The 19,306-nt window shown below is 71.5% G+C and carries 14 protein-coding genes and 1 pseudogene; 13 read left to right on the top strand and 2 right to left on the bottom strand.

Going from position 1 to position 19,306, the window contains the following annotated elements; all coding sequences use genetic code 11:
• Nucleotides 1–66: 66 nt before the first annotated feature.
• On the bottom strand, nt 67–1,185 hold the full coding sequence (locus tag IXW69_RS11180) for an NADH:flavin oxidoreductase/NADH oxidase (protein ID WP_194786415.1): 1,119 nt from the start codon (nt 1,183–1,185) through the stop codon (nt 67–69).
• Nucleotides 1,186–1,269: 84 nt separating this feature from the next.
• Between IXW69_RS11180 and IXW69_RS11175 the strand changes: the two genes are divergently transcribed.
• Nucleotides 1,270–2,298, top strand: coding sequence for a patatin-like phospholipase family protein (locus tag IXW69_RS11175; RefSeq protein ID WP_194786414.1), 1,029 nt, complete (start codon nt 1,270–1,272; stop codon nt 2,296–2,298).
• A gap of 171 nt (nt 2,299–2,469) precedes the next feature.
• Nucleotides 2,470–3,504: a VOC family protein gene (locus IXW69_RS11170; RefSeq protein WP_194786413.1), complete on the top strand. Its 1,035-nt coding sequence runs from the start codon at nt 2,470–2,472 to the stop codon at nt 3,502–3,504.
• Between the two features lie 28 nt (nt 3,505–3,532).
• Here IXW69_RS11170 and IXW69_RS11165 read toward each other — a convergent pair whose 3' ends face one another.
• The gene (locus tag IXW69_RS11165; RefSeq protein ID WP_194786412.1) at nt 3,533–4,072 is read right to left on the bottom strand and encodes an NUDIX domain-containing protein; all 540 of its coding nucleotides are present in this window, start codon (nt 4,070–4,072) and stop codon (nt 3,533–3,535) included.
• Between the two features lie 455 nt (nt 4,073–4,527).
• Here IXW69_RS11165 and IXW69_RS11160 point away from each other — a divergent pair, with 455 nt between their 5' ends.
• From IXW69_RS11160 to IXW69_RS11110, 11 genes and pseudogenes are all read left to right on the top strand, one after another.
• The gene (locus IXW69_RS11160) at nt 4,528–5,580 is read left to right on the top strand and encodes an alpha/beta fold hydrolase (RefSeq protein ID WP_194786411.1); all 1,053 of its coding nucleotides are present in this window, start codon (nt 4,528–4,530) and stop codon (nt 5,578–5,580) included.
• A gap of 174 nt (nt 5,581–5,754) precedes the next feature.
• Nucleotides 5,755–6,336, top strand: a complete 582-nt coding sequence (locus IXW69_RS11155) for a biotin transporter BioY (RefSeq protein WP_194786410.1) — start codon at nt 5,755–5,757, stop codon at nt 6,334–6,336.
• Nucleotides 6,337–6,390: 54 nt separating this feature from the next.
• On the top strand, nt 6,391–7,404 hold the full coding sequence (locus tag IXW69_RS11150) for a bile acid:sodium symporter family protein (protein WP_194786409.1): 1,014 nt from the start codon (nt 6,391–6,393) through the stop codon (nt 7,402–7,404).
• A 129-nt stretch (nt 7,405–7,533) separates the two neighbouring features.
• Nucleotides 7,534–8,628, top strand: coding sequence for an LLM class flavin-dependent oxidoreductase (locus IXW69_RS11145; RefSeq protein WP_323745302.1), 1,095 nt, complete (start codon nt 7,534–7,536; stop codon nt 8,626–8,628).
• 252 nt (nt 8,629–8,880) lie between these two features.
• Nucleotides 8,881–10,533 (top strand): ABC transporter substrate-binding protein, encoded by a 1,653-nt coding sequence (locus IXW69_RS11140; RefSeq protein ID WP_194786408.1) that lies wholly within the window; start codon nt 8,881–8,883, stop codon nt 10,531–10,533.
• Nucleotides 10,534–10,656: 123 nt separating this feature from the next.
• Nucleotides 10,657–11,577: pseudogene (locus IXW69_RS11135) on the top strand (ABC transporter permease).
• Nucleotides 11,570–12,625, top strand: a complete 1,056-nt coding sequence (locus tag IXW69_RS11130; protein WP_194786407.1) for an ABC transporter permease — start codon at nt 11,570–11,572, stop codon at nt 12,623–12,625. The pseudogene IXW69_RS11135 and the gene IXW69_RS11130 overlap by 8 nt, the downstream one beginning before the upstream one ends.
• On the top strand, nt 12,622–14,418 hold the full coding sequence (locus tag IXW69_RS11125; protein ID WP_323745301.1) for an ABC transporter ATP-binding protein: 1,797 nt from the start codon (nt 12,622–12,624) through the stop codon (nt 14,416–14,418). Before IXW69_RS11130 ends, IXW69_RS11125 begins: the two co-directional genes overlap by 4 nt.
• Nucleotides 14,419–14,711: 293 nt before the next feature.
• A complete protein-coding gene (locus IXW69_RS11120; RefSeq protein ID WP_194786406.1) occupies nt 14,712–15,671 on the top strand; it encodes an ABC transporter permease in 960 nt (319 codons plus the stop codon).
• A gap of 3 nt (nt 15,672–15,674) precedes the next feature.
• Complete coding sequence (locus IXW69_RS11115) at nt 15,675–16,697, top strand: ABC transporter permease (protein ID WP_323745300.1); 1,023 nt, start codon at nt 15,675–15,677, stop codon at nt 16,695–16,697.
• Complete coding sequence (locus IXW69_RS11110) at nt 16,694–18,907, top strand: ABC transporter ATP-binding protein (protein ID WP_194786405.1); 2,214 nt, start codon at nt 16,694–16,696, stop codon at nt 18,905–18,907. Before IXW69_RS11115 ends, IXW69_RS11110 begins: the two co-directional genes overlap by 4 nt.
• Nucleotides 18,908–19,306 lie beyond the last annotated feature (399 nt).

Genomic DNA, 19,306 nt, shown 5'->3' with positions numbered 1-19,306 from the left:
CACCGGGTACCCGGTGCGCTCGCGGCTCCCCGCCTCCGTCGCCCGGCCGGGCAACGGGGTACTCGCTCAGGCCCGCCAGGCGCCCCGCCAGTAGGGGACCGGGAAGCCGGCCTCCTGCCAGTCGTTGACACCGAGCTCGTGCGCCCAGCGCAGCGGCACGTAGGGGTCGCGCAGCGCCACGCGGCCCACCGCGACGGCGTCAGCCTCGCCGGAGGCGAGGATCTCCTCGGCCTGGGCGCCGTCCTCGATGAGGCCGACCGCCACGACGACCGGGGCGGACCCGGCCGCCGTCGTCATGCCGGAGACGGCCTCCTTCACCTGCGCGGCGAACGGCACCTGGTAGCCCGGGCCGATCGGGATCGTGCCCGGCACGTTGCCGCCGGTCGAGACGTGCACGACGTCGACGCCGACCCCGACGAGCTCGCGCGCGAGCTCCGCGGTGTCCTCTCCGGTGAGGCCGCCCTCGGCCCAGTCCGTCGCCGAGAGGCGGACGTCGAGGACCCGGTCCGGGCCGATGGCGCCGCGCACCGCCCGGGCGACCTCCAGCAGGAGGCGGCGCCGGCCCTCGACCGACCCGCCGAACTCGTCGTCGCGGTGGTTGGACAGCGGCGAGAGGAACTCGTGGAGGAGGTAGCCGTGGGCGCCGTGCAGCTCGATGACGTCGTAGCCCGCCTCGACGGCGCGCGCCGCGGCGTCCACGAAGGCCGTGACGAGCCCGCGCACCTGCTGGGTCGTCAGCTCGCGGGGGACGGCGTGGCCCGGGTAGGCGATCGCGCTCGGGCCGATGAGGTCCCAGCCGGGCAGGGTCCCCTGGCGCGAGCCGGTCACGACGGGACGCCAGGGCGCCGTGCCGGACTTGCGGCCCCCGTGCCCCAGCTGGACGCCGGCGAGCGCGCCGCCCGCGTGCACGGCGTCGACGACCGCCCGGTGACCAGCCACCTGGGAGTCGTCCCAGATGCCGAGGTCGTAGGTCGACAGGCGCCCCCGCGCCTCCACGGCGGTCGCCTCGACGATGACCGTGCCGAAGCCGCCCTGGGCGCGCGTCGCGTAGTGGAGGACGTGCCACGGAGTCGGCACGCCGTCCTGCTCGGTCACGTTGTACATGCACATGGGCGGCATCCACAGTCTGTTGCGCGCTTGCTTCGCACCGAGGTTGAGCTGCTGGAGGATCCGGGGCTTCGTCATGCGCCCAGGCTAGGTCCGCGGTCCGTCCACGGGCACGGGGCGTTCGCCGACGGCCCTCGCCCGGGCGGTACGGTGAGCGCCATCATGAGCAGCGCACAGGATCCCCGTCCCGCCTCCGCCCCTGAGCCCCGTGCGACGTCCCTCCCGACGTCCCTTCCGGAGGATGCGCCCCGTCGCGCCGCCGCACCCGCCCGCCCCGTCCCCTATGGGCAGCCCGGCCACGAGCCCGCCCCGATCACGACCCGCGTCGACGACGTCGCGCTCGTCTTCGAGGGCGGTGGCATGCGCGGCACCTACACGGCGGCCCTCGTCCAGGTGCTCCTCGAGGCGGGACTCCACTTCCCTTGGGTCGGCGGTATCTCGGCCGGCTCGTCGAACACCGTCAACATGGTCTCCCGCGACCTGTGGCGCGCCCGCGAGGCCTTCGTCGGCCTCACGACCGACCCGGAGGCCGGCGGCTGGCGCTCCTTCGCCCACCGGCAGGGCTACTTCAACGCCGAGCACATCTACCGGCACACCTCGCTGCCCGAGGAGTCCATCCCCTTCGACTGGCCGACCTACAAGGCCTCCGACGTCACGGTCCGCATCGGCTCCTACCGCTGCGACACCGGTGAGGAGGTCTACTGGGGCATCGAGGACATGCCCGACCTCGCGACCCTCGGGATCCGCTGCCAGGCGTCCTCGTCGATGCCGGTGCTCATGCCCGTCGTCGAGATCGACGGGCACCCCTACCTCGACGGGGCCCTCGGCCCGACGGGCGGCTTCGCGACCGACGCCGCCCGTGCCGACGGGTACACGCGCATGCTCGTCGTCTCCACCCGTCCGGCCGGCTACCGCAAGCCCGAGGAGCGCCGCCCGCGCGCCTACCGCCGGATGTTCCGCCGGATGCCGCTGGTCGCCGAGGGCATCATCAACCGACCGGCGAACTACAACGCCGAGCTCGAGCGCATCGAGCAGGGCGTGAGGGACGGCGAGGTCTACCTCTTCACCCCGGACCGGATGAGCATCGAGAACGGCGAGCTGCGCTACGACCGCGTCGTCAGCGCCTACGAGGCCGGTCTCGTCCAGGCCCGCCGCGAGCTCCCGGGGATCCTCGAGTTCCTCCGCGTCTGAGCCGGCACCGGGCCTGCCCGCCCTCCTGTCCTCCCGCTCTCGTCGTCGGGACCGGTCGATCCGCGTGCCGGGATCGGTCGATCGGTGGGCTGGGGGCGCTCGCCTGAGTCCAGGATCACGGAACGCGCGACCACCTCTCATGGTTGACTGTTCAACGAACAGGAGGTCCCCATGACCATCGCTCCCACCACGACGCCGCTCCTCGACGTCGCCCACCGCACCGACGGCGTCACCCGGGCCGCCCACCACGTCGGCTCCGGCGAGCGCCTCGACGCTCGCACCCGCATGGGCGCCGTCGAGCTCCTCGTCGCCGACCGTCGCGCCATGGAGGACTTCTACGTCCGCGGCGTCGGTCTCGCCCCGCTCGCCACCGCCCCCGGCCGCACCGTGCTCGGCCTGGGCGGCCGCGTCGTCGTCACCCTCGTCGACGCACCCGACCTGCGACCCCGCCGACAGGGGACCGCGGGCCTGTTCCACACCGCCGTCGTCTTCGACTCCCCGCGCGAGCTCGCCCGCTCCCTCGTGCGCATGTGGGTGCGCCACCCCGAGCTCTTCGAGGGCCCCGGCGACCACCTCGTCTCCCAGGCCTTCTACTTCCACGACCCCGAGGGCAACGGCGTCGAGCTCTACTGGGACCGTCCTCGCGAGACCTGGCAGTGGGACGAGAACGGCGTCCGCATGGACACGCTCTTCATCGACCCGAACGAGTTCCTCATGGGCCACCTCGGTGTCTCCGGGACGCAGCGCGAGATCGCCGCGGCCCGCGAGGGCCTTTCCGTTGCCGCCGGCCGCGAGGTCTCCGCCGACGACGGCCTCGACGTCGGCGGGCAGGTCGGGCACGTCCACCTCCAGGTCGGCGACGTCGACACGGCGCGGGACTTCTACGTCGACGCGCTCGGCTTCGACGTCACCAGCGTCATGCCCGGCCAGGCGCTCTTCGTCTCCGCCGGCGGCTACCACCACCACATGGCGATGAACGTGTGGGGCACTCGTGGTGCGGGCCTGCGCGCCCCCGCCCTGGGGCTCGGCACCGTCGACATCACCCTGCCCGACGCCGCTGGGATCGCCGAGACGGCGGAGCGGCTGCGCTCGCACGGCATCTCCCTCACCCAGGACGTCGACGCCGGCTGCGATGACGGTGCGAGTGCAGGGCGCCTCGTCGTCGCCGACCCGTGGGGCAACGAGCTGCGCCTCTCCGTCGGCTGAGCCTGGCGGTGCCCCCGCGCGGCTCTGCTCAGTGCTCGCGGGCCTCGCGGTAGAGCTCGACGTCCTCCCCGGCGCGGAAGCCGAAGGTCGTGATCGGCGGGACCGGGGCGCCTCCCGGCTCCAGCGAGGTCGCGAGCAGCCCGAGCACGACGCGCTCGTGCGGCGGGACCAGGTCGGGCAGCGCGTCGAGTGCGAACCACGCGAGCCCGCCGTTCTTCTCCGGCTCCTGCACCGCCGGCTCCCCGTCCCAGTCGCGCAGCACGAGGAAGAAGTCGACGCGCTGCTCGATGGGCGCTCCGCCGAGGTCGCCTGTGCGGTGCATCGCCGTCAGGGGCTCGAGCGCGCGCTCCTCGACCTGCAGCCCGAGCTCCTCGTGGGTCTCGCGGGCCGCGGTCCGGAGCACGGACTCGTCGGCCTCGACGTGCCCCGCGGCGCCGCACGCCCAGTAGCCGTCCATGTACCCGGTGCTCCGCCGGAGCTGGAGGAGGACCTCGGGCGCGCCGGCGTCACGCTCGCGCAGGAGGAGGACGTAGGCGGCAGGGACGAGCGTGAAGGAGTGGATGGCCATGGCGGCACCGTATGCGAGTCGGTCGCCGGCCGTCCTCGGACGCGTTCTCAGCCTGCGCCCCGCCCGGCCCTCAGGAGGCTCCCGGGGAGGCCGTCCAGCGTTGAGCGCGTCAACGGAGTCCGGGCGTCCCCGGACGGACCGCCGCCGCGCAGGCCGTGCGGCGCAGCGGCAGGACGCGATCACGGAGCCCGGGCGACCCTGGGCGTCCCCGCGACGCCTCCTCGCGGGCGCGCGGCCGTACTCGCAAAGAGCGCGGCCACCCGACCGCCGCGTCCCCGCGACGGTGGCCCGGCAGTCCGACGGACGGGATCTTCTTCACCCGGGTGGGCTGCCAGGTGAGACCAGGGCCGCGGAATCCGCAAGAAGTGCCGTGAGCGCCCTTCCGTCCCGCCCGCTCGCGGCAACCTGTTACTAGCCTGTGGCCGTTCTCGCGCCCATCGACCATCGAGCCCCCTGTGAAGTCCACCAGCACATCCCTCACTGCCACGGACGGCAAGCGCCTCGCCGTGCGCTCGTGGGTCCCCGACGCCGTGCGCGTCCTCGGCAGCCCCGCGCCGGCGTCCGCCTCCGAGGGTGACGAGCCGCGCGCCGCTCATGACGGGGCGGTGCGCACCGACCGCGTCCCGGCGCCCGGGTCGCCCCGCGCCGTCGTCCAGGTGGTGCACGGGATGGCGGAGCACTCGGGCCGCTACCGCCGCTTCGCCGCCGCCGCCTGCGCGCGCGGACTCGCCGTCGTCGCCGACGACCACCGCGGTCACGGTGCCACCATCGACGGCGACCACGAGCGCGGCCACACCGGCGACGCCGCCTCCTGGAACCAGCTCCTCCGGGACCAGGACACCGTCCGCGACGAGATCGCTCGCACCTGGCCCGACGCCCCGGTCATCCTCCTCGGCCACTCCTGGGGCTCCCTCATCGTGCGCGGCTGCCTCGCTCGCTGCGACCGCCGTCGCGTCGTCGGCGCCGTCGTCATGGGGACCGCCGGCGACCCCGGCCCCGCCGCCCGCGCCGGGCGGCTCCTCGCACTGGCTGAGGCTCGCGCTCGCGGCCCACGCCATCCGAGCTCCGTCCTCGAGTCCCAGGTCCTCACGCCCTACAACGCCCCCTTCGCCCCCGCGCGCACGGTCATGGACTGGCTCTCCCGCGACGCCGCCGAGGTGAGCGCCTACCTCGCGGACCCGATGTGCGGCTTCACGTGCACCGCGGGCTTCTACCGGGACCTCCTCGCCGGCGGCATCGCGGTCAACGCCCGCCGCGCCTTCGACTCGGTCCCCCGGGACCTCCCCCTCCTCATCGTCTCCGGCTCGGAGGACCCCGTCGGGGGAGCGGGCAAGGGCGTGTCACGGGTCGCCACCCGGATGCGGCGGGCCGGCGTGCACGACGTGACGCTCCGCCTCTACCCGGGCGCCCGCCACGAGCTCCTCCACGAGACGAACCGCGAGGAGGTCACCCATGACCTTCTCGCCTGGGTCGAGCAGCACCTGCCCGAGCAGCGACGCGCTGCGTGACGGCGTCGCGACCGGGGGCCTGAGAAGTCGCCGCGAGCGCCGTCGGGACCCTCGACGGCGGCTCACGTCCCCTCGGTCGGGCCCGTCGACTTGTGGACAACCTCTAACCGCAGTGGCCGGTTACCGGCGACGTCGCCCGGTGCTGCGCGAGTGCCGTTTCCGTACTCTTGTCGCATGACGACGAACGAGATCCTCAGCCCCCGTACCGCCGCCCGTCAGGTCGCCGCGCCGCGCTCGCGCGCCCAGCGCGTCGCCCGCGAGTCCGGCCTCGTCCTCGCCGGCACCGCCGCCGTCGCGCTCATCGGCCAGCTCGCCCTGCCCCTGCCCTTCACGCCCGTGCCGGTCACGCTCGGCACCCTCGCGGCGCTCGGCGTCGGGGGGCTGCTCGGATCGCGCCGCGGGGTCCTCTCCGTGCTGCTCCTCGCGGGACTGGCCGCCGTCGGCGCCCCGGTCCTCGCCGGCTGGTCCGGTGGGGTGACCGCGTCCTTCGGCTACGTCCTGGGCTACGCGCTCGCGGCCGCCGTCGCGGGACGCGCGACGGTCCGCAGTGGCGGGGCCGGCCGCGGACTCGTGGTCCGCGTTGGCCTCATGCTGCTCGCCTCCGCGCTCGTCTACGTGCCCGGTGTCCTGTGGCTCATGGCGGCCACGGGCATGGGGCTGGGCGCCGCGCTCGGCGCCGGCGTCGCACCCTTCCTGCTGGGCGACCTGCTCAAGTCGCTCGTCGCGGCCGGCGTGCTCGGTCGTCAGATCTCCTGACCGGCCACTGAGACGCCCCGTCCCACCATGGGGACGGGGCGGTAGGGCGAGACCATGAGCACTCCCCAGGTTCCGACGTCCCAGGCGGGCCCCAGCAAGGAGGACCGCTCGGCGCGCGTCGCCGTGACGATCTTCCCCCTCCTCATCCTGGCGTCCTTCGTCATCGCCATGGTCGTCCCGGACCGGGCGGCCTCCCTCGCCAGCGGCACCAACGTCGCCCTCGGCATCATCATGTTCGGCATGGGCCTGACCCTCACGGTCCCCGACTTCACCCTCGTCGCGCGCCGCCCCGTGCCCGTCGTCATCGGCGTCGTCGCCCAGTACGTCATCATGCCGAGCGTCGCCTGGGTCCTCACGAAGGTCTTCCAGCTCGACCCCGCCCTCGCCGCCGGCGTCATCCTCGTCGGCTGCGCCCCCGGCGGCACCTCCTCCAACGTCATCTCCTACCTCGGCAAGGGCGACGTCGCCCTCTCCGTCACGATGACCTCCATCTCCACGCTCCTCGCACCGATCATGACGCCGCTGCTCACCAAGTGGCTCGCCGGCCAGTACATGCCCGTCGCCGGCGGCGACATGGCGGTGTCGATCGTCAAGATCGTCCTCGTGCCCGTCCTCGGAGGCCTCATCGTGCGCGCCGTCGCCGGACGGCTCGTCGCGAAGGTCCTTCCCGCCCTGCCCTGGGTCTCCGTCCTCGGCATCTGCTACGTCGTCCTCGCCGTCGTCGGCAAGAGCGCGGACACCATCAAGGCCGCCGGCCTGCTCGTCGTCCTCGTCGTCGCCTGCCACAACGTCTTCGGCTACCTGCTGGGCTGGTGCGCCGGCCACCTCGCCGCCAAGGACGACCCGCGCGTCGCCCGCACCACCTCCATCGAGGTCGGCATGCAGAACTCGGGCCTGGCCGCGGGCCTCGCCATCCAGTACCTCACGCCCGAGGCGGCGCTCCCGGGAGCCGTCTTCTCCATCTGGCACAACCTGTCCGGCGCGGTCCTCGCGACCATCTACCGGCGCTCGGACGCCCGCCTGCGGGGCCGAGGCCGAGGCGCCGCGCGCCCGAGCGCCGCGGCCTGAGCCGCGCGGTGCGCGGACGACCCGGCGCTCGCCGGCGGTCCCGCCAGGCCGCGGGCTGAGACCCCCACCACCGCGGCGTGGGCCGTGCGTCCTGGGCGCACGCTCGCGCCGCGCCATTATGGTGGCGCGGTGACCGCAGCCTGGACCCCGGCAAGCAGCGCCTCTCCGGTGCTCTCCGTCCTCGACCTCGTCCCCGTCTCCTCCGGACGCACCCGGGCTGACGCCCTCGCCGAGATGGTCGAGCTGGCGCGCACCGCGGACCGATCGGGCTACGAGCGCTACTACCTGGCCGAGCACCACGGCTCCACCACCTACCTCGCCAGCGCCACGACCGTCCTCATGGGACAGGTGCTCGCCGCCACCGAGCGCCTCGGCGTCTCCTCCGGCGGCATCATGCTGCCCAACCACGCGCCGCTCGTCATCGCCGAGCAGGTCGGCACGCTCGCGACCATGTACCCGGGGCGCGTCGGGCTCGGCATCGGTCGGGCGCCCGGTACCGACCCTGTCACCGCCGCCGCGCTGCGTCGCCGCGCGGCGGACCCGGGCCGCTTCACCGAGGAGATCCTCGAGGTCCTCGCCTACCTCGGCGGGGTAGGGGGCTCCCACTCGGTCCCCGGCTCGCTCCTGCCCGTCGAGGACCCGGACGCCTCCGCCCCCGCCGTCCCGCAGACCGTCCGCGCCGTCCCGGGGGAGGGGACGAGCCCGCGCGTCGCCGTCCTCGGCTCCTCGGTCAACGGTGCGCGCGTCGCCGGCAGCCTCGGCCTGCCCTTCATCGTCGCCTCCCACTTCGCGCCCGCGCCCGCCGAGGCCGCGCTCGTCACCTACCGCTCCGTCTTCGACGCGCAGGCACCGAGCGTCGTCGAGGACCGCCGGCCCCACGCCGCGGCCGCCGTCAACGTCATGGTCGCCGAGACCGCTGAGGAGGCGGAGCGCCTCTTCTTCACGCAGCGCGCCGCGACCGCGCGCATCGTCGGAGGTCGGCCCGCTCCGCTGGATCCGCCCGCCGACGACGCCGCAGCGTGGCGCGCCCTCGCCTCGGGCAAGGACGCGGCCGTCGAGGCCTCCCTCGCGCTGTCCTTCGTCGGCACCGCCGACGCCGTCGCCGCCCGGCTGCACGAGCTGGCCGAGCGCTGGGACCTCGACGAGCTCCTCGTCCTCACCTACGCGCACGACGCCGCCGCGCGGCGCCGCTCCTACGAGCGCCTGGCCTCCGCCTGGCGCTGAAGCGCGGGAGGCGCGCCCCGGCGTGCCGCCGGCGGCGCCTGGGGACACGGTCCCTGCGCCTCTGCCGCAGGACGTCCTGCGGCAGGTGCCCGGTGACCGGGCGGCGTCCCCGGACCAGCCGGGAGATGAGCGCGACTCGGCGGAAGATGACACTCACGTTTCGAATGTCGTGCATACTCATGCAGTCGATCGGCGCGTCAGGCGCCGGTCCGCCGGAGACATCGGCAACCCGTCCCGGAGGTATCGCACCCCATGAACACCCCCGAGATCTCCCGTCGTTCCTTCGGCCTCGGCATGGCCGGCGTCACCGCTGTCATCCTCGCCGGCTGCGGCTCCAGCTCGGACTCCTCGTCCTCCTCCTCGAGCGCATCCGCCGCCTCAGGCGGCCAGGGCCAGGCCTCCGGCGGCACCCTCACCCTCGCCTACAACTCCGACGGTCCCCACAAGGCCTGGGTCGAGGCCGTCTGCAACTCCGTCAACAACACCCTCGGCATCAAGATGGAGCCGCTGCCCTTCGCGCAGTTCTCCGAGATGCGCGACCAGATCACCAAGCACACCCTCGTCGGCGCCTTCCGCTCCGGCTGGCAGGGCGACTACCCGTCGATGGCCAACTTCCTCGGCTCCGTCTACCAGACCGGTGCCGGCTCCAACGACGCCCAGTACTCCAACAAGGACTTCGACGACATGCTGGCCCAGGCCGCCGCCGCGAGCGACGACGCCACGGCCCTCGCCGACTACGAGAAGGCCCAGACCACCCTCTTCCAGGACCTTCCCGCCATCCCGCTGTGGTACCAGAACGGCTTCGGCGGCTACTCCAACAACGTCTCCGACGTCGAGTTCGACTGGCACGCCGTCCCCGTCTACCACGCCATCAAGACCACCGCCTCCGACGGCGTCGTCCTCGCCAACGGCACCGAGCCCCAGAACCCGCTCGTGCCCTCCAACACGAACGAGGTCGGCGGCGGCCGCATCGTCGACCTCCTCTTCGCCGGCCTCGTCTCCTACAAGACCGACGGATCCGTGGAGAACGAGGTCGCCGAGTCCATCGAGACCAGCGACAACCAGAACTTCACCGTCAAGATCAAGGACGGCTGGAAGTTCTCCGACGGCACCGACGTCACCGCCGACTCCTTCATCAAAGCCTGGAACTACGGCGCCAAGCTCTCGAACAACCAGCTCTCGAGCTACTTCTACGAGCCCATCGAGGGCTTCTCCTACGACAAGGACTCCGAGCTCACGGGCCTGGCGAAGGTTGACGACCACACCTTCACCATCAAGCTCACCGCCCCGGCCTCCGACTTCGCGCTCCGCCTCGGCTACGCGGCCTTCTACCCGCTGCCCGACTCCGCCTTCGACGACATGAAGGGCTTCGGGGAGAAGCCCGTCGGCAACGGCCCCTACACGCTGGACTCGTGGGACCACGACTCCCAGGCGGCCCTCGTCGTCAACTCGAGCTACGACGGCGTCCGCAAGCCCGCCAACAAGGGCGTCACCTTCACCTTCTACACGGACTACGACGCCGCCTACAACGACCTGCTCTCCGACGCGGTCGACGTCATCGACTCCGTCCCGGACTCGGCCCTGTCCTCCTTCAAGGACGACCTCGGCGACCGCGCCATCAACCAGCCCGGCGCCGTCATCCAGTGCTTCTCCATCGACGTCAACACCGAGCACTTCAAGATGGACGAGGAGGGCCGCGCCCGCCGTGCCGCCCTTTCGCGCGCCATCAACCGCAAGCAGATCTGCGACACGCTCTACTACGAGACCCGTACCCCCGCCTCCGACTTCACCAGCCCCGTCATCAAGGGCTGGAGCGACAAGGTCGAGGGCAACGAGGTCCTCAGCTACGACGCCGACGAGGCCAAGAAGCTGTGGGAGCAGGCCGAGAAGATCTCGAAGTTCTGATCCGCTGACCCCACGGGCGAGGTGCTCGACGCGCGCCGCGACGAGCACCTCGCCCGCCGTCGCCCCTCAGCACCCACCGACCCCGCGCACCCCACCACTGACACCCACTCACGAGGAGGGCTGATGCTCCGATACACCGGACGCCGGCTCCTGCAGATGATCCCCGTCTTCTTCGGGGCCACGCTGCTCATCTACGCCATGGTCTTCGCCATGCCCGGGGACCCCGTCTCCGCGCTCGGCGGCGACCGCACCCTGAGCCCCGTGCTCCAGGACCAGATCCGGGCGGAGTACAACCTGGACAAGCCCTTCATCGTCCAGTACCTGCTCTTTCTCAAGGGCGTCTTCAGCCTCGACCTCGGCACGACGATCCGCGGGCACAAGGAGATCATCGACGTCCTCGCCCAGGCCTATCCCGTGACGATCTGACTCGCCCTCATGGCCCTCGTGCTCGAGGCCGTCTTCGGGATCGTCGTCGGTCTGCTCGCCGGCATGCGTAAGGGCGGCGTCTTCGACTCCGCCGTCCTCGTCCTCTCCCTCGTCGTCATCGCCGTGCCGACCTTCGTCATCGGCTTCGTCCTGCAGTTCTTCATCGGCGTCAAGGCCGGCTGGCTGCCCGTCACCGCCGGGAGCCACCCCGGGCTCAAGCAGCTGCTCATGCCCGCCGTCGTGCTCAGTGCCGTCTCCTTCGCCTACGTGCTGCGGCTGACGCGGACGGAGGTGGGGGAGAACCTCTCCGCTGACCACGTGCGCACCGCCCGTGCCAAGGGCCTGTCCGGATCACGCGTCATGATCGTTCACGTCCTGCGCAACTCCCTCGTCCCGGTCGTCACCTTCCTCGGCGCCGACCTGGGCTCCCTCATGGGCGGCGCCATCGTCACGGAGGGCATCTTCAACATCAACGGCGTCGGGGGCACCCTCTACCGCGCCATCCTCCAGGGCGAGGGGCCCACGGTCGTGTCCTTCACGACCGTCCTCATCATCGTCTCCAACCTGCTCGTGGACCTGCTCTACGCAGCCCTCGACCCGAGGATCCGCTATGCCTGAGCCCATCGAGAACCAGACCCGGCAGCCCGCCGAGACGCCCACCGACTCGCGCTCGGGCGCCGCCGCACCGCTCGCCCCCGAGGCGGCGGGCACCTTCTTCGCCTCCGAGGGCGCGGTCCTCGCCGGTCAGGAGCGCTTCGTCGCGCCCGACGACGAGCAGGGCCTCGGCGCCGTCGACGCCGTCGCCGACGACTCCGCACCCTCCTCCATGTGGGGCGAGGCGTGGAAGCAGCTGCGCCGCCGCCCCATCTTCTGGGTCTCCGCGGTGCTCATCGTCGGAGCCGTCCTCCTGGCCCTCTTCCCGGGCCTCTTCGCCCACGCCGACCCGGGTTACTGCCAGCTCCAGGACTCCTACGGCGACCCGACCAGCGGGCACCCCTTCGGCTTCGACCGCCAGGGCTGCGACATCTTCGCCCGCACCGTCTACGGCGCCCGCGCCTCCGTCACGGTCGGCGTCCTCACCACGCTCATCGTCGTCGTCCTCGGCTCCGTCATCGGCGCCGTCGCCGGCTACTTCGGCGGCTGGGTCGACTCCCTCCTGGCCCGCTTCACCGACATCTTCTTCGCGGTGCCCTTCGTGCTCGCCGCGATCGTCGTCATGCAGCTGTTCAAGGGCCGCTCCTCGATCATCACGGTCGTCCTGGTCCTCGCCCTGTTCGGCTGGCCCCAGATCGCCCGCATCACCCGCGGCGCCGTCATGAGCGTCAAGAACGAGGACTTCGTGACCGCCTCGAAGTCCCTCGGCTCCGGGCGTCTCGCCATCCTCATCCGCCACGTCATGCCCAACGCCGCGGCCCCCATCATCGTGACGGCGACCGTCTCGCTGGGCAGCTTCATCGTCTCCGAGGCGACCCTGTCCTTCCTCGGCATCGGCCTGCCCTCGACGGTCGTGTCCTGGGGCGCCGACATCGCCACCGCCCAGTCGGCGCTGCGCGACCACATCTCGGTGCTCCTCTACCCGGCGGGTGCCCTGGCCCTGACCGTGCTCGGATTCATCATGATGGGCGACGCCGTGCGCGACGCCCTCGACCCGAAGGCCCGCAAGTGACTGACACGCACACCAGCAGCATCGCCGACGCCGCAACCGGCGCCCGCACGCCCCTCCTCCAGGTCGAGGACCTCGAGGTCGCCTTCCGCTCCTCGACGGGGATGGTCCCGGCCGTCCGCAAGGCCAACCTCTCGCTCTACCCCGGCCAGTCCGTCGCGATCGTGGGGGAGTCCGGCTCCGGCAAGTCCACCCTCGCGAACGCGGTCATCGGCCTCCTGCCCGGCACGGGCAGGGTCACCGGCGGCCGCATCCTCTTCGACGGCGAGGACATCTCGCACCCGAGCGCGAAGCGCCTGCGCGAGCTGCGCGGCAGCGAGATCGGCCTCGTCCCGCAGGACCCGATGAGCAACCTCAACCCGGTCTGGTCCATCGGCTTCCAGGTCAAGGAGGCCCTCAAGGCCAACGGCCTGGCCGGCGTCGCCGACGACCGGCTCAAGAGGCTCGCCGCCGCCGAGGGCGAGAGCGCCGAGGTCCACGCCGACGTCAAGGGCAGCCGCATCAAGGTGGACGACCAGGTCGCCCTCCTCCTCGAGGACGCCGGCCTGCCCGACGCCGCCCGCCGCGCCCGCCAGTACCCGCACGAGTTCTCCGGCGGCATGCGCCAGCGCGCCCTCATCGCCATCGGCCTGGCGGCGCGCCCGCGCCTCCTCATCGCCGACGAGCCCACGAGCGCCCTCGACGTCACCGTCCAGCGACGCATCCTCGACCACCTCGGACGCCTCACGCACGAGCTCGGCACCGCGATGCTCTTCATCACCCACGACCTCGGGCTGGCCGCGGAGCGCGCCGAGCACGTCGTCGTCATGCACCGGGGGCGCGTCGTCGAGTCCGGGCCCAGCATCGAGGTCCTCCAGGACCCCCGCCACCCGTACACGAAGCGTCTCGTCGAGGCGGCTCCCTCGCTCGCCTCCCACCGCATCGAGGCCGCGCACGCCGAGGGCATCCAGGTCTCCGACGACGAGCTGGGCGTCCACGAGATCGCCGACGACGCCGACGAGGTCATCCGCGTCGAGCACCTCACCAAGGTCTTCGACGTGCGCGGCGCGAAGGGGGCCGCCTCCACCCTCAAGGCCGTCGACGACGTCAGCTTCGGGGTCCGCCGCGGCACGACGACGGCACTCGTGGGGGAGTCCGGCTCCGGCAAGTCCACCGTGGCCAACATGGTCCTGAGCCTCCTCGAGCCCACCGAGGGCAAGGTCCTCCACAACGGGGTCGACCTGTCCACGCTCAAGGGCAAGGAGCTCTTCGCGCTGCGCCGCACGATGCAGCCCGTCTTCCAGAACCCCTACGGCTCGCTGGACCCGATGTACTCGATCTACCGGGTCATCGAGGAGCCGCTGCGCGTCCACGGCATCGGCTCGCGCAAGGAGCGCCAGGCGCGCGTCTCCGAGCTGCTCGACATGGTGGCCCTGCCGCGGTCCGCCATGCGCCGCTACCCGAACGAGCTCTCGGGCGGCCAGCGCCAGCGCGTCGCCGTGGCCCGCGCCCTCGCGCTCAAGCCGGAGGTGGTCGTCCTCGACGAGGCCGTCTCCGCGCTCGACGTCCTCGTCCAGGCGCAGATCCTCCGCCTGCTCGCGGACCTCCAGTCGGAGCTCGACCTTACCTACCTCTTCATCACGCACGACCTCGCCGTCGTCCGGCAGATCGCCGACGACGTCGTCGTCATGCAGCGCGGGAGGGTCGTTGAGACGGGGGAGTCGGACACGCTCTTCGCCCACCCGCGCCAGGACTACACGCGCGACCTCATCGACGCCGTGCCGGGGGCGAGCATCGCCCTGTACGGAGACCGCTGAGCCGCTCCGGGGAGCGTCGGGCGGGCGCCGTCGGAACCTGAGAAACCGGTGTGGCAACGCCGGTCACCTCGAAGCCGACGGCGCCGAGACCCCCGGTTCCCGCCCTGACCTGGGCGGATCGTCGCGGAATCTCGCACCGCTTCATGTCCGCAGGGTTTCGGGTTGCGGGTATCGTGAGCGCAGCCGTCCGGCCCCGAGCACCCCGCGGGCACGTGGACGGACGGTGTTGTCCGCAACCGGAGGCTCCGGCTCCCACCGGGAGCCGACCCCGGTCCCCCGGAAGAGAAGACCGCATGCTCCCATACCTTGCGCGGCGGATCGCGAACTACGCGATCCTCCTGGTGATCGCCACCGTGATGGCGTACTTCCTCGCCGCGACGCAGCTCAACCCCCTGGGCCTGTACGACCTGAGCAACACCAAGCTCAACTGGGACGGCATCTACGCCACCCTGACGTCGTACAACATCAACCCTCACGACCCCGTCATGGGGCGCTTCAAGATCTGGATCACGGGCGTGCTCGGCCACTGGGACTGGGGCAAGACCCCGCAGGGCGAGTCGGTCAACGCGGAGGTCTCCCGCCGCATCTGGGTCTCGGTCCGCCTCGTCTTCCTCGGCTCCTTCATCGGCATGATCCTGGGCACCGCCCTCGGCGCCTGGTCGGCCGTGCGCCAGTACTCCTTCTGGGACCGCTTCTTCACCGTCCTGTCCCTCATCATCATCTCAACGCCGGTCATGGTCCTCGCGCTCTTCCTCAAGCTCGGCGCCATCGAGGCCAACCACGCGCTCGGCGGCCAGTACTTCGAGTTCGTCGGCGAGGGCTCCGGCTTCGCCGGCCGCGCGCAGCACCTCCTGCTGCCCACGATCTCGATGTCGCTGGGAGGCATCGCCTCCTACTCGCGCTACCAGCGCAACCTCATGCTCGACACGCTCGGCGCCGACTACGTGCGCACCGCCCGCGCCAAGGGCCTCCCCAGGCGCAAGGCCATCACCCGGCACGCGCTGCGCACGGCCCTCATCCCCATGGGCACCTACTTCGCCTTCGCGCTCGCCGGCCTCTTCACCGGCGCGGCCATCACGGAGACGGTCTTCTCCTGGCACGGCCTGGGCGAGTACTCGATCAAGTCCATCTCGAGGATGGACATCAACGGCACCGTCGCCGTGACGGCCTTCGGTGCGCTCATGACCCTGGTCGGCGCGTTCCTGTCGGACATCCTCGTCGCCATCATCGACCCGCGAGTGAGGGTGAGCTGAACCATGGCAACCACCGAGTTCAACCAGGGCGAGCCGGGCCACACCGGCACCGACCGCCCCGCGATCGGCCGCCAGGGCGGCGAGCTCGTCAACGAGGCCAACATGGGCGCCACCGAGGCCACGGGCCTGGCGCCTGAGGACGCGGGCGCCGCCTTCAAGCGGCTCTCCCGCGGGCAGATCTTCCGCCGCCGCTTCCTGCGCAACCGCAGCGCCGTCCTCGGGCTCGTCGGCTTCCTCCTCATCGTCCTGTTCGCGCTGCTCGGCCCGCACATCGGGCACTACAAGTACACGGACTCCGACTTCCTCAACTTCCACGTCCCCCCGAACGCCGACCACTGGCTCGGCACCACCAAGGACGGCTCGGACGTCTTCGCCATGCTCGTTGAGGGCCTGCGCAAGTCCCTCGTCATCGGCCTGTGCGTCTCCGGCATCCAGACGATCGTCGCGGCCGCGATGGGCTCGGCCGCCGCCTACTTCGGCGGCTGGTTCGACAAGTGCGCGCTGTGGGTCATCGACCTGCTGCTCGTCGTCCCGTCCTTCCTCCTCATCGCCATCATCAGCCAGTCGATGGGCGCCGCCTCCAAGGGCTCCATCCCGATGTTCATCATCCTGCTGGCCGCCTTCGGCTGGATGCTCTCGGCCCGCGTCATCCGCTCGATGACCCTGTCCGTGCGCAACATGGAGTACGTGACGGCCGCGAAGTACATGGGCGTCCCGGCGCCGACCATCATCGCGCGGCACATCCTGCCCAACATCTCGTCGTACATCATCATCGACGCGACCCTGGGAGTGGCCTCCGCGGTCCTGTCCGAGACGACCCTGTCGTACTTCGGCTTCGGCGTGAAGCCCCCGAAGACCTCCCTGGGCACCCTCATCGCCCAGTCCCAGGGCGACATCGCCGTGTACCCGTGGACCTTCGTCTACCCGGCCCTCATCCTCATCGTCATGCTCGTGTGCATCAACCTCGTCGGCGACGGCGTCCGCGACGCGCTCGACTCCTCGTCCAAGTCCGGAGGCCAGGCATGAGCCCCGCTACCACGTCAACCAGCGCCGCGCCCGAGCAGAGCGCACCGACCACCACGCGCAAGCGCTCGCAGCGCTTCGAGTCCGACGCCCAGCCGGACCCCACCTCCAGCGCCCCGCTGCTCGAGGTCGAGGACCTCAAGGTCTCCTTCCCGTCCGAGGACGGCACCGTCCACGCCGTGCGCGGCGTCAACCTCTCCGTCGCCCGCGGCGAGGTCGTCGCCCTGGTCGGCGAGTCCGGCTCCGGCAAGTCCGTCACCTCGACGGCGATCATGGGGCTGCTCGACGACTCCGCGAGGGTCTCCGGATCCGTCCGGCTCCACGGCACCGAGCTCCTGGGCCGCTCCGACGGCTACATGTCCAAGCTGCGCGGCACCCAGGTCGCCATGGTCTTCCAGGACCCGCTCTCGGCACTCACCCCCGTCTACACGGTGGGCCAGCAGATCGAGGAGGCCCTCAAGATCCACCACAAGGGCATCAGCGACCGCGACGCCCACAAGCGCGCCATCGAGCTGCTCGACCTCGTCGGCATCCCGAACCCCGACGTCCGCGTCAACGCCTACCCGCACGAGTTCTCCGGCGGCATGCGCCAGCGCGCCGTCATCGCCATCGCCATCGCCAACGACCCCGACCTCATCATCGCGGACGAGCCGACGACGGCCCTCGACGTCACCATCCAGGCCCAGATCCTCGACGTGCTGCGCACCGCGAAGCAGGAGACCGGCGCCGGCGTCATCATGATTACCCACGATCTCGGCGTGGTCGCCGGCATGGCGGACCGCGTCGCGGTCATGTACGCCGGCCGCATCGTCGAGACCGGGGACGTGGACGACATCTTCTACCGCTCCCGCATGCCGTACACGATCGGCCTGCTCGGCGCGCTGCCGCGCCTGGACGCCAAGAAGGACTCGGCCCTCGCCACCCTGGACGGCAACCCTCCCTCGCTCCTCAAGGAGCCCACGAGCTGCCCCTTCGCGCCGCGCTGCCCCATGGCCGCCGAGGAGTGCCTCAACGGTGAGCCCGAGCTCACCCTCGTGCGCGCCGAGGGAGCCCTCGACGCCTCCGGCCAGGTCCCCGCCGGCCCGCAGTACTCGGCCTGCAAGCGCTTCCCGGAGATCGAGGCCAAAAATCTCGACTACCAGGACATCTACCCGCTGCCGAGGCTCAAGACGCCCGAGACCCTCAGCCTGCCCCACGAGGAGCGCGAGGAGGTCCTGCGCGTCACGGACCTCGTCAAGAACTTCCCGCTCATGAAGGGGGCCGTCTTCAAGCGCCGCGTCGGCACGGTCCACGCGGTGTCCGGAGTCTCCTTCGACGTCCGCAAGGGCGAGACCCTCGCCCTCGTCGGCGAGTCCGGCTGCGGCAAGTCGACGACCCTCCTCGAGGTCCTCGACCTCAAGGCACCGGAGTCGGGCAGGATCGTCGTCCTCGGACGCGACACGTCGCAGGTGGGCCGCTCCGAGCGCCGCAGGATGCGCCGCGACGTCCAGATCGTCTTCCAGGACCCGATGGCCTCGCTCGACCCGCGCCTGCCGGTCTTCGACCTCATCGCCGAGCCCCTGCGCGCCAACGGCTGGAAGAAGGACGACGTCTCCAAGCGCGTCGACGAGCTCATGGAGCTCGTCGGCCTCGAGCCGAGCCACGCGAACCGCTACGCCCGCAACTTCTCCGGGGGCCAGCGCCAGCGCATCGGCATCGCCCGCGCGCTCGCCCTTCAGCCGAGCCTCCTCGTCCTCGACGAGCCGGTCTCCGCGCTCGACGTCTCCATCCAGGCCGGCGTCATCAACCTGCTCGACGAGCTGCGCGCCACGCTCGGCCTGTCGTACCTGTTCGTCGCGCACGACCTCTCCGTCGTCCGCCACATCGCGGACCGCGTCGCGGTCATGTACCTGGGCAAGATCGTCGAGATCGGCGACGTCGACTCGGTCTTCGAGGCGCCCGCGCACCCGTACACGCAGGCCCTCCTGTCGGCGATCCCGATCCCGGACCCGGCCAAGGAGCGCACGCGCTCGCGCATCATCCTCGAGGGCGACCTGCCGAGCCCGGCCAACCCGCCCTCCGGCTGCCCGTTCCGCACGCGCTGCCCGAAGTTCAAGAACGAGCTCACCGACGAGCAGCGCGCCCGCTGCCTCGAGGCGCTCCCGGGCTTCACGACGATGGCGGAGGACCACGAGGTCTCCTGCTACTACTCCGAGCACGCCAGCGTGTTCTGACCGGACGACGCCGGCGGGCACGGGCCCGTTCCGGACCGTGGACGAGTGAGCGGGGTCACGCACCAGTGGTGCGGGGCCCCGCTTTCGTCGTCATCGTGCGGCCCTCATGTGCATCCGCAGTACTGCATACTCATTTGTTTCCTGCGGATGACGTTTGTGAGAACCGCACCACAACGGACGGAAACCTTCGTATGGTTTGCTCGCCGAGATGGGAGACCGACCTCACACCCAGTCGGCACCACTCTCTCCCCCCTTCTGAACAAGGAGCTCCCGGCGGATTCAAGCGGTGGTCGCAACACGTGTGTGTTGGAGGGAGTGTAGGTGATGGTTGAAGACCTCGTTGGGGTTCTTCCAGCCCAGGATCTTTCGGGGCCTGTCATTCAGGGTGTGGGCGACGGC

Origin of the sequence: Actinomyces haliotis, assembly GCF_015355765.1 — a bacterium.
GTDB classification, from domain to species: Bacteria; Actinomycetota; Actinomycetes; order Actinomycetales; family Actinomycetaceae; genus Actinomyces; species Actinomyces haliotis.
Note: the sequence above shows the minus strand (reverse complement) of the source record. Positions and strands in the feature narration are given on the sequence as shown.

Coding starts and splice junctions, on each gene's coding strand:
- IXW69_RS11180 (WP_194786415.1), bottom strand. CDS start 1,185: ATGACGAAGCCCCGGATCCTCCAGCAGCTCAACCTCGGTGCGAAGCAA.
- IXW69_RS11175 (WP_194786414.1), top strand. CDS start 1,270: ATGAGCAGCGCACAGGATCCCCGTCCCGCCTCCGCCCCTGAGCCCCGT.
- IXW69_RS11170 (WP_194786413.1), top strand. CDS start 2,470: ATGACCATCGCTCCCACCACGACGCCGCTCCTCGACGTCGCCCACCGC.
- IXW69_RS11165 (WP_194786412.1), bottom strand. CDS start 4,072: ATGGCCATCCACTCCTTCACGCTCGTCCCTGCCGCCTACGTCCTCCTC.
- IXW69_RS11155 (WP_194786410.1), top strand. CDS start 5,755: ATGACGACGAACGAGATCCTCAGCCCCCGTACCGCCGCCCGTCAGGTC.
- IXW69_RS11150 (WP_194786409.1), top strand. CDS start 6,391: ATGAGCACTCCCCAGGTTCCGACGTCCCAGGCGGGCCCCAGCAAGGAG.
- IXW69_RS11140 (WP_194786408.1), top strand. CDS start 8,881: ATGAACACCCCCGAGATCTCCCGTCGTTCCTTCGGCCTCGGCATGGCC.
- IXW69_RS11130 (WP_194786407.1), top strand. CDS start 11,570: ATGCCTGAGCCCATCGAGAACCAGACCCGGCAGCCCGCCGAGACGCCC.
- IXW69_RS11120 (WP_194786406.1), top strand. CDS start 14,712: ATGCTCCCATACCTTGCGCGGCGGATCGCGAACTACGCGATCCTCCTG.
- IXW69_RS11115 (WP_323745300.1), top strand. CDS start 15,675: ATGGCAACCACCGAGTTCAACCAGGGCGAGCCGGGCCACACCGGCACC.
- IXW69_RS11110 (WP_194786405.1), top strand. CDS start 16,694: ATGAGCCCCGCTACCACGTCAACCAGCGCCGCGCCCGAGCAGAGCGCA.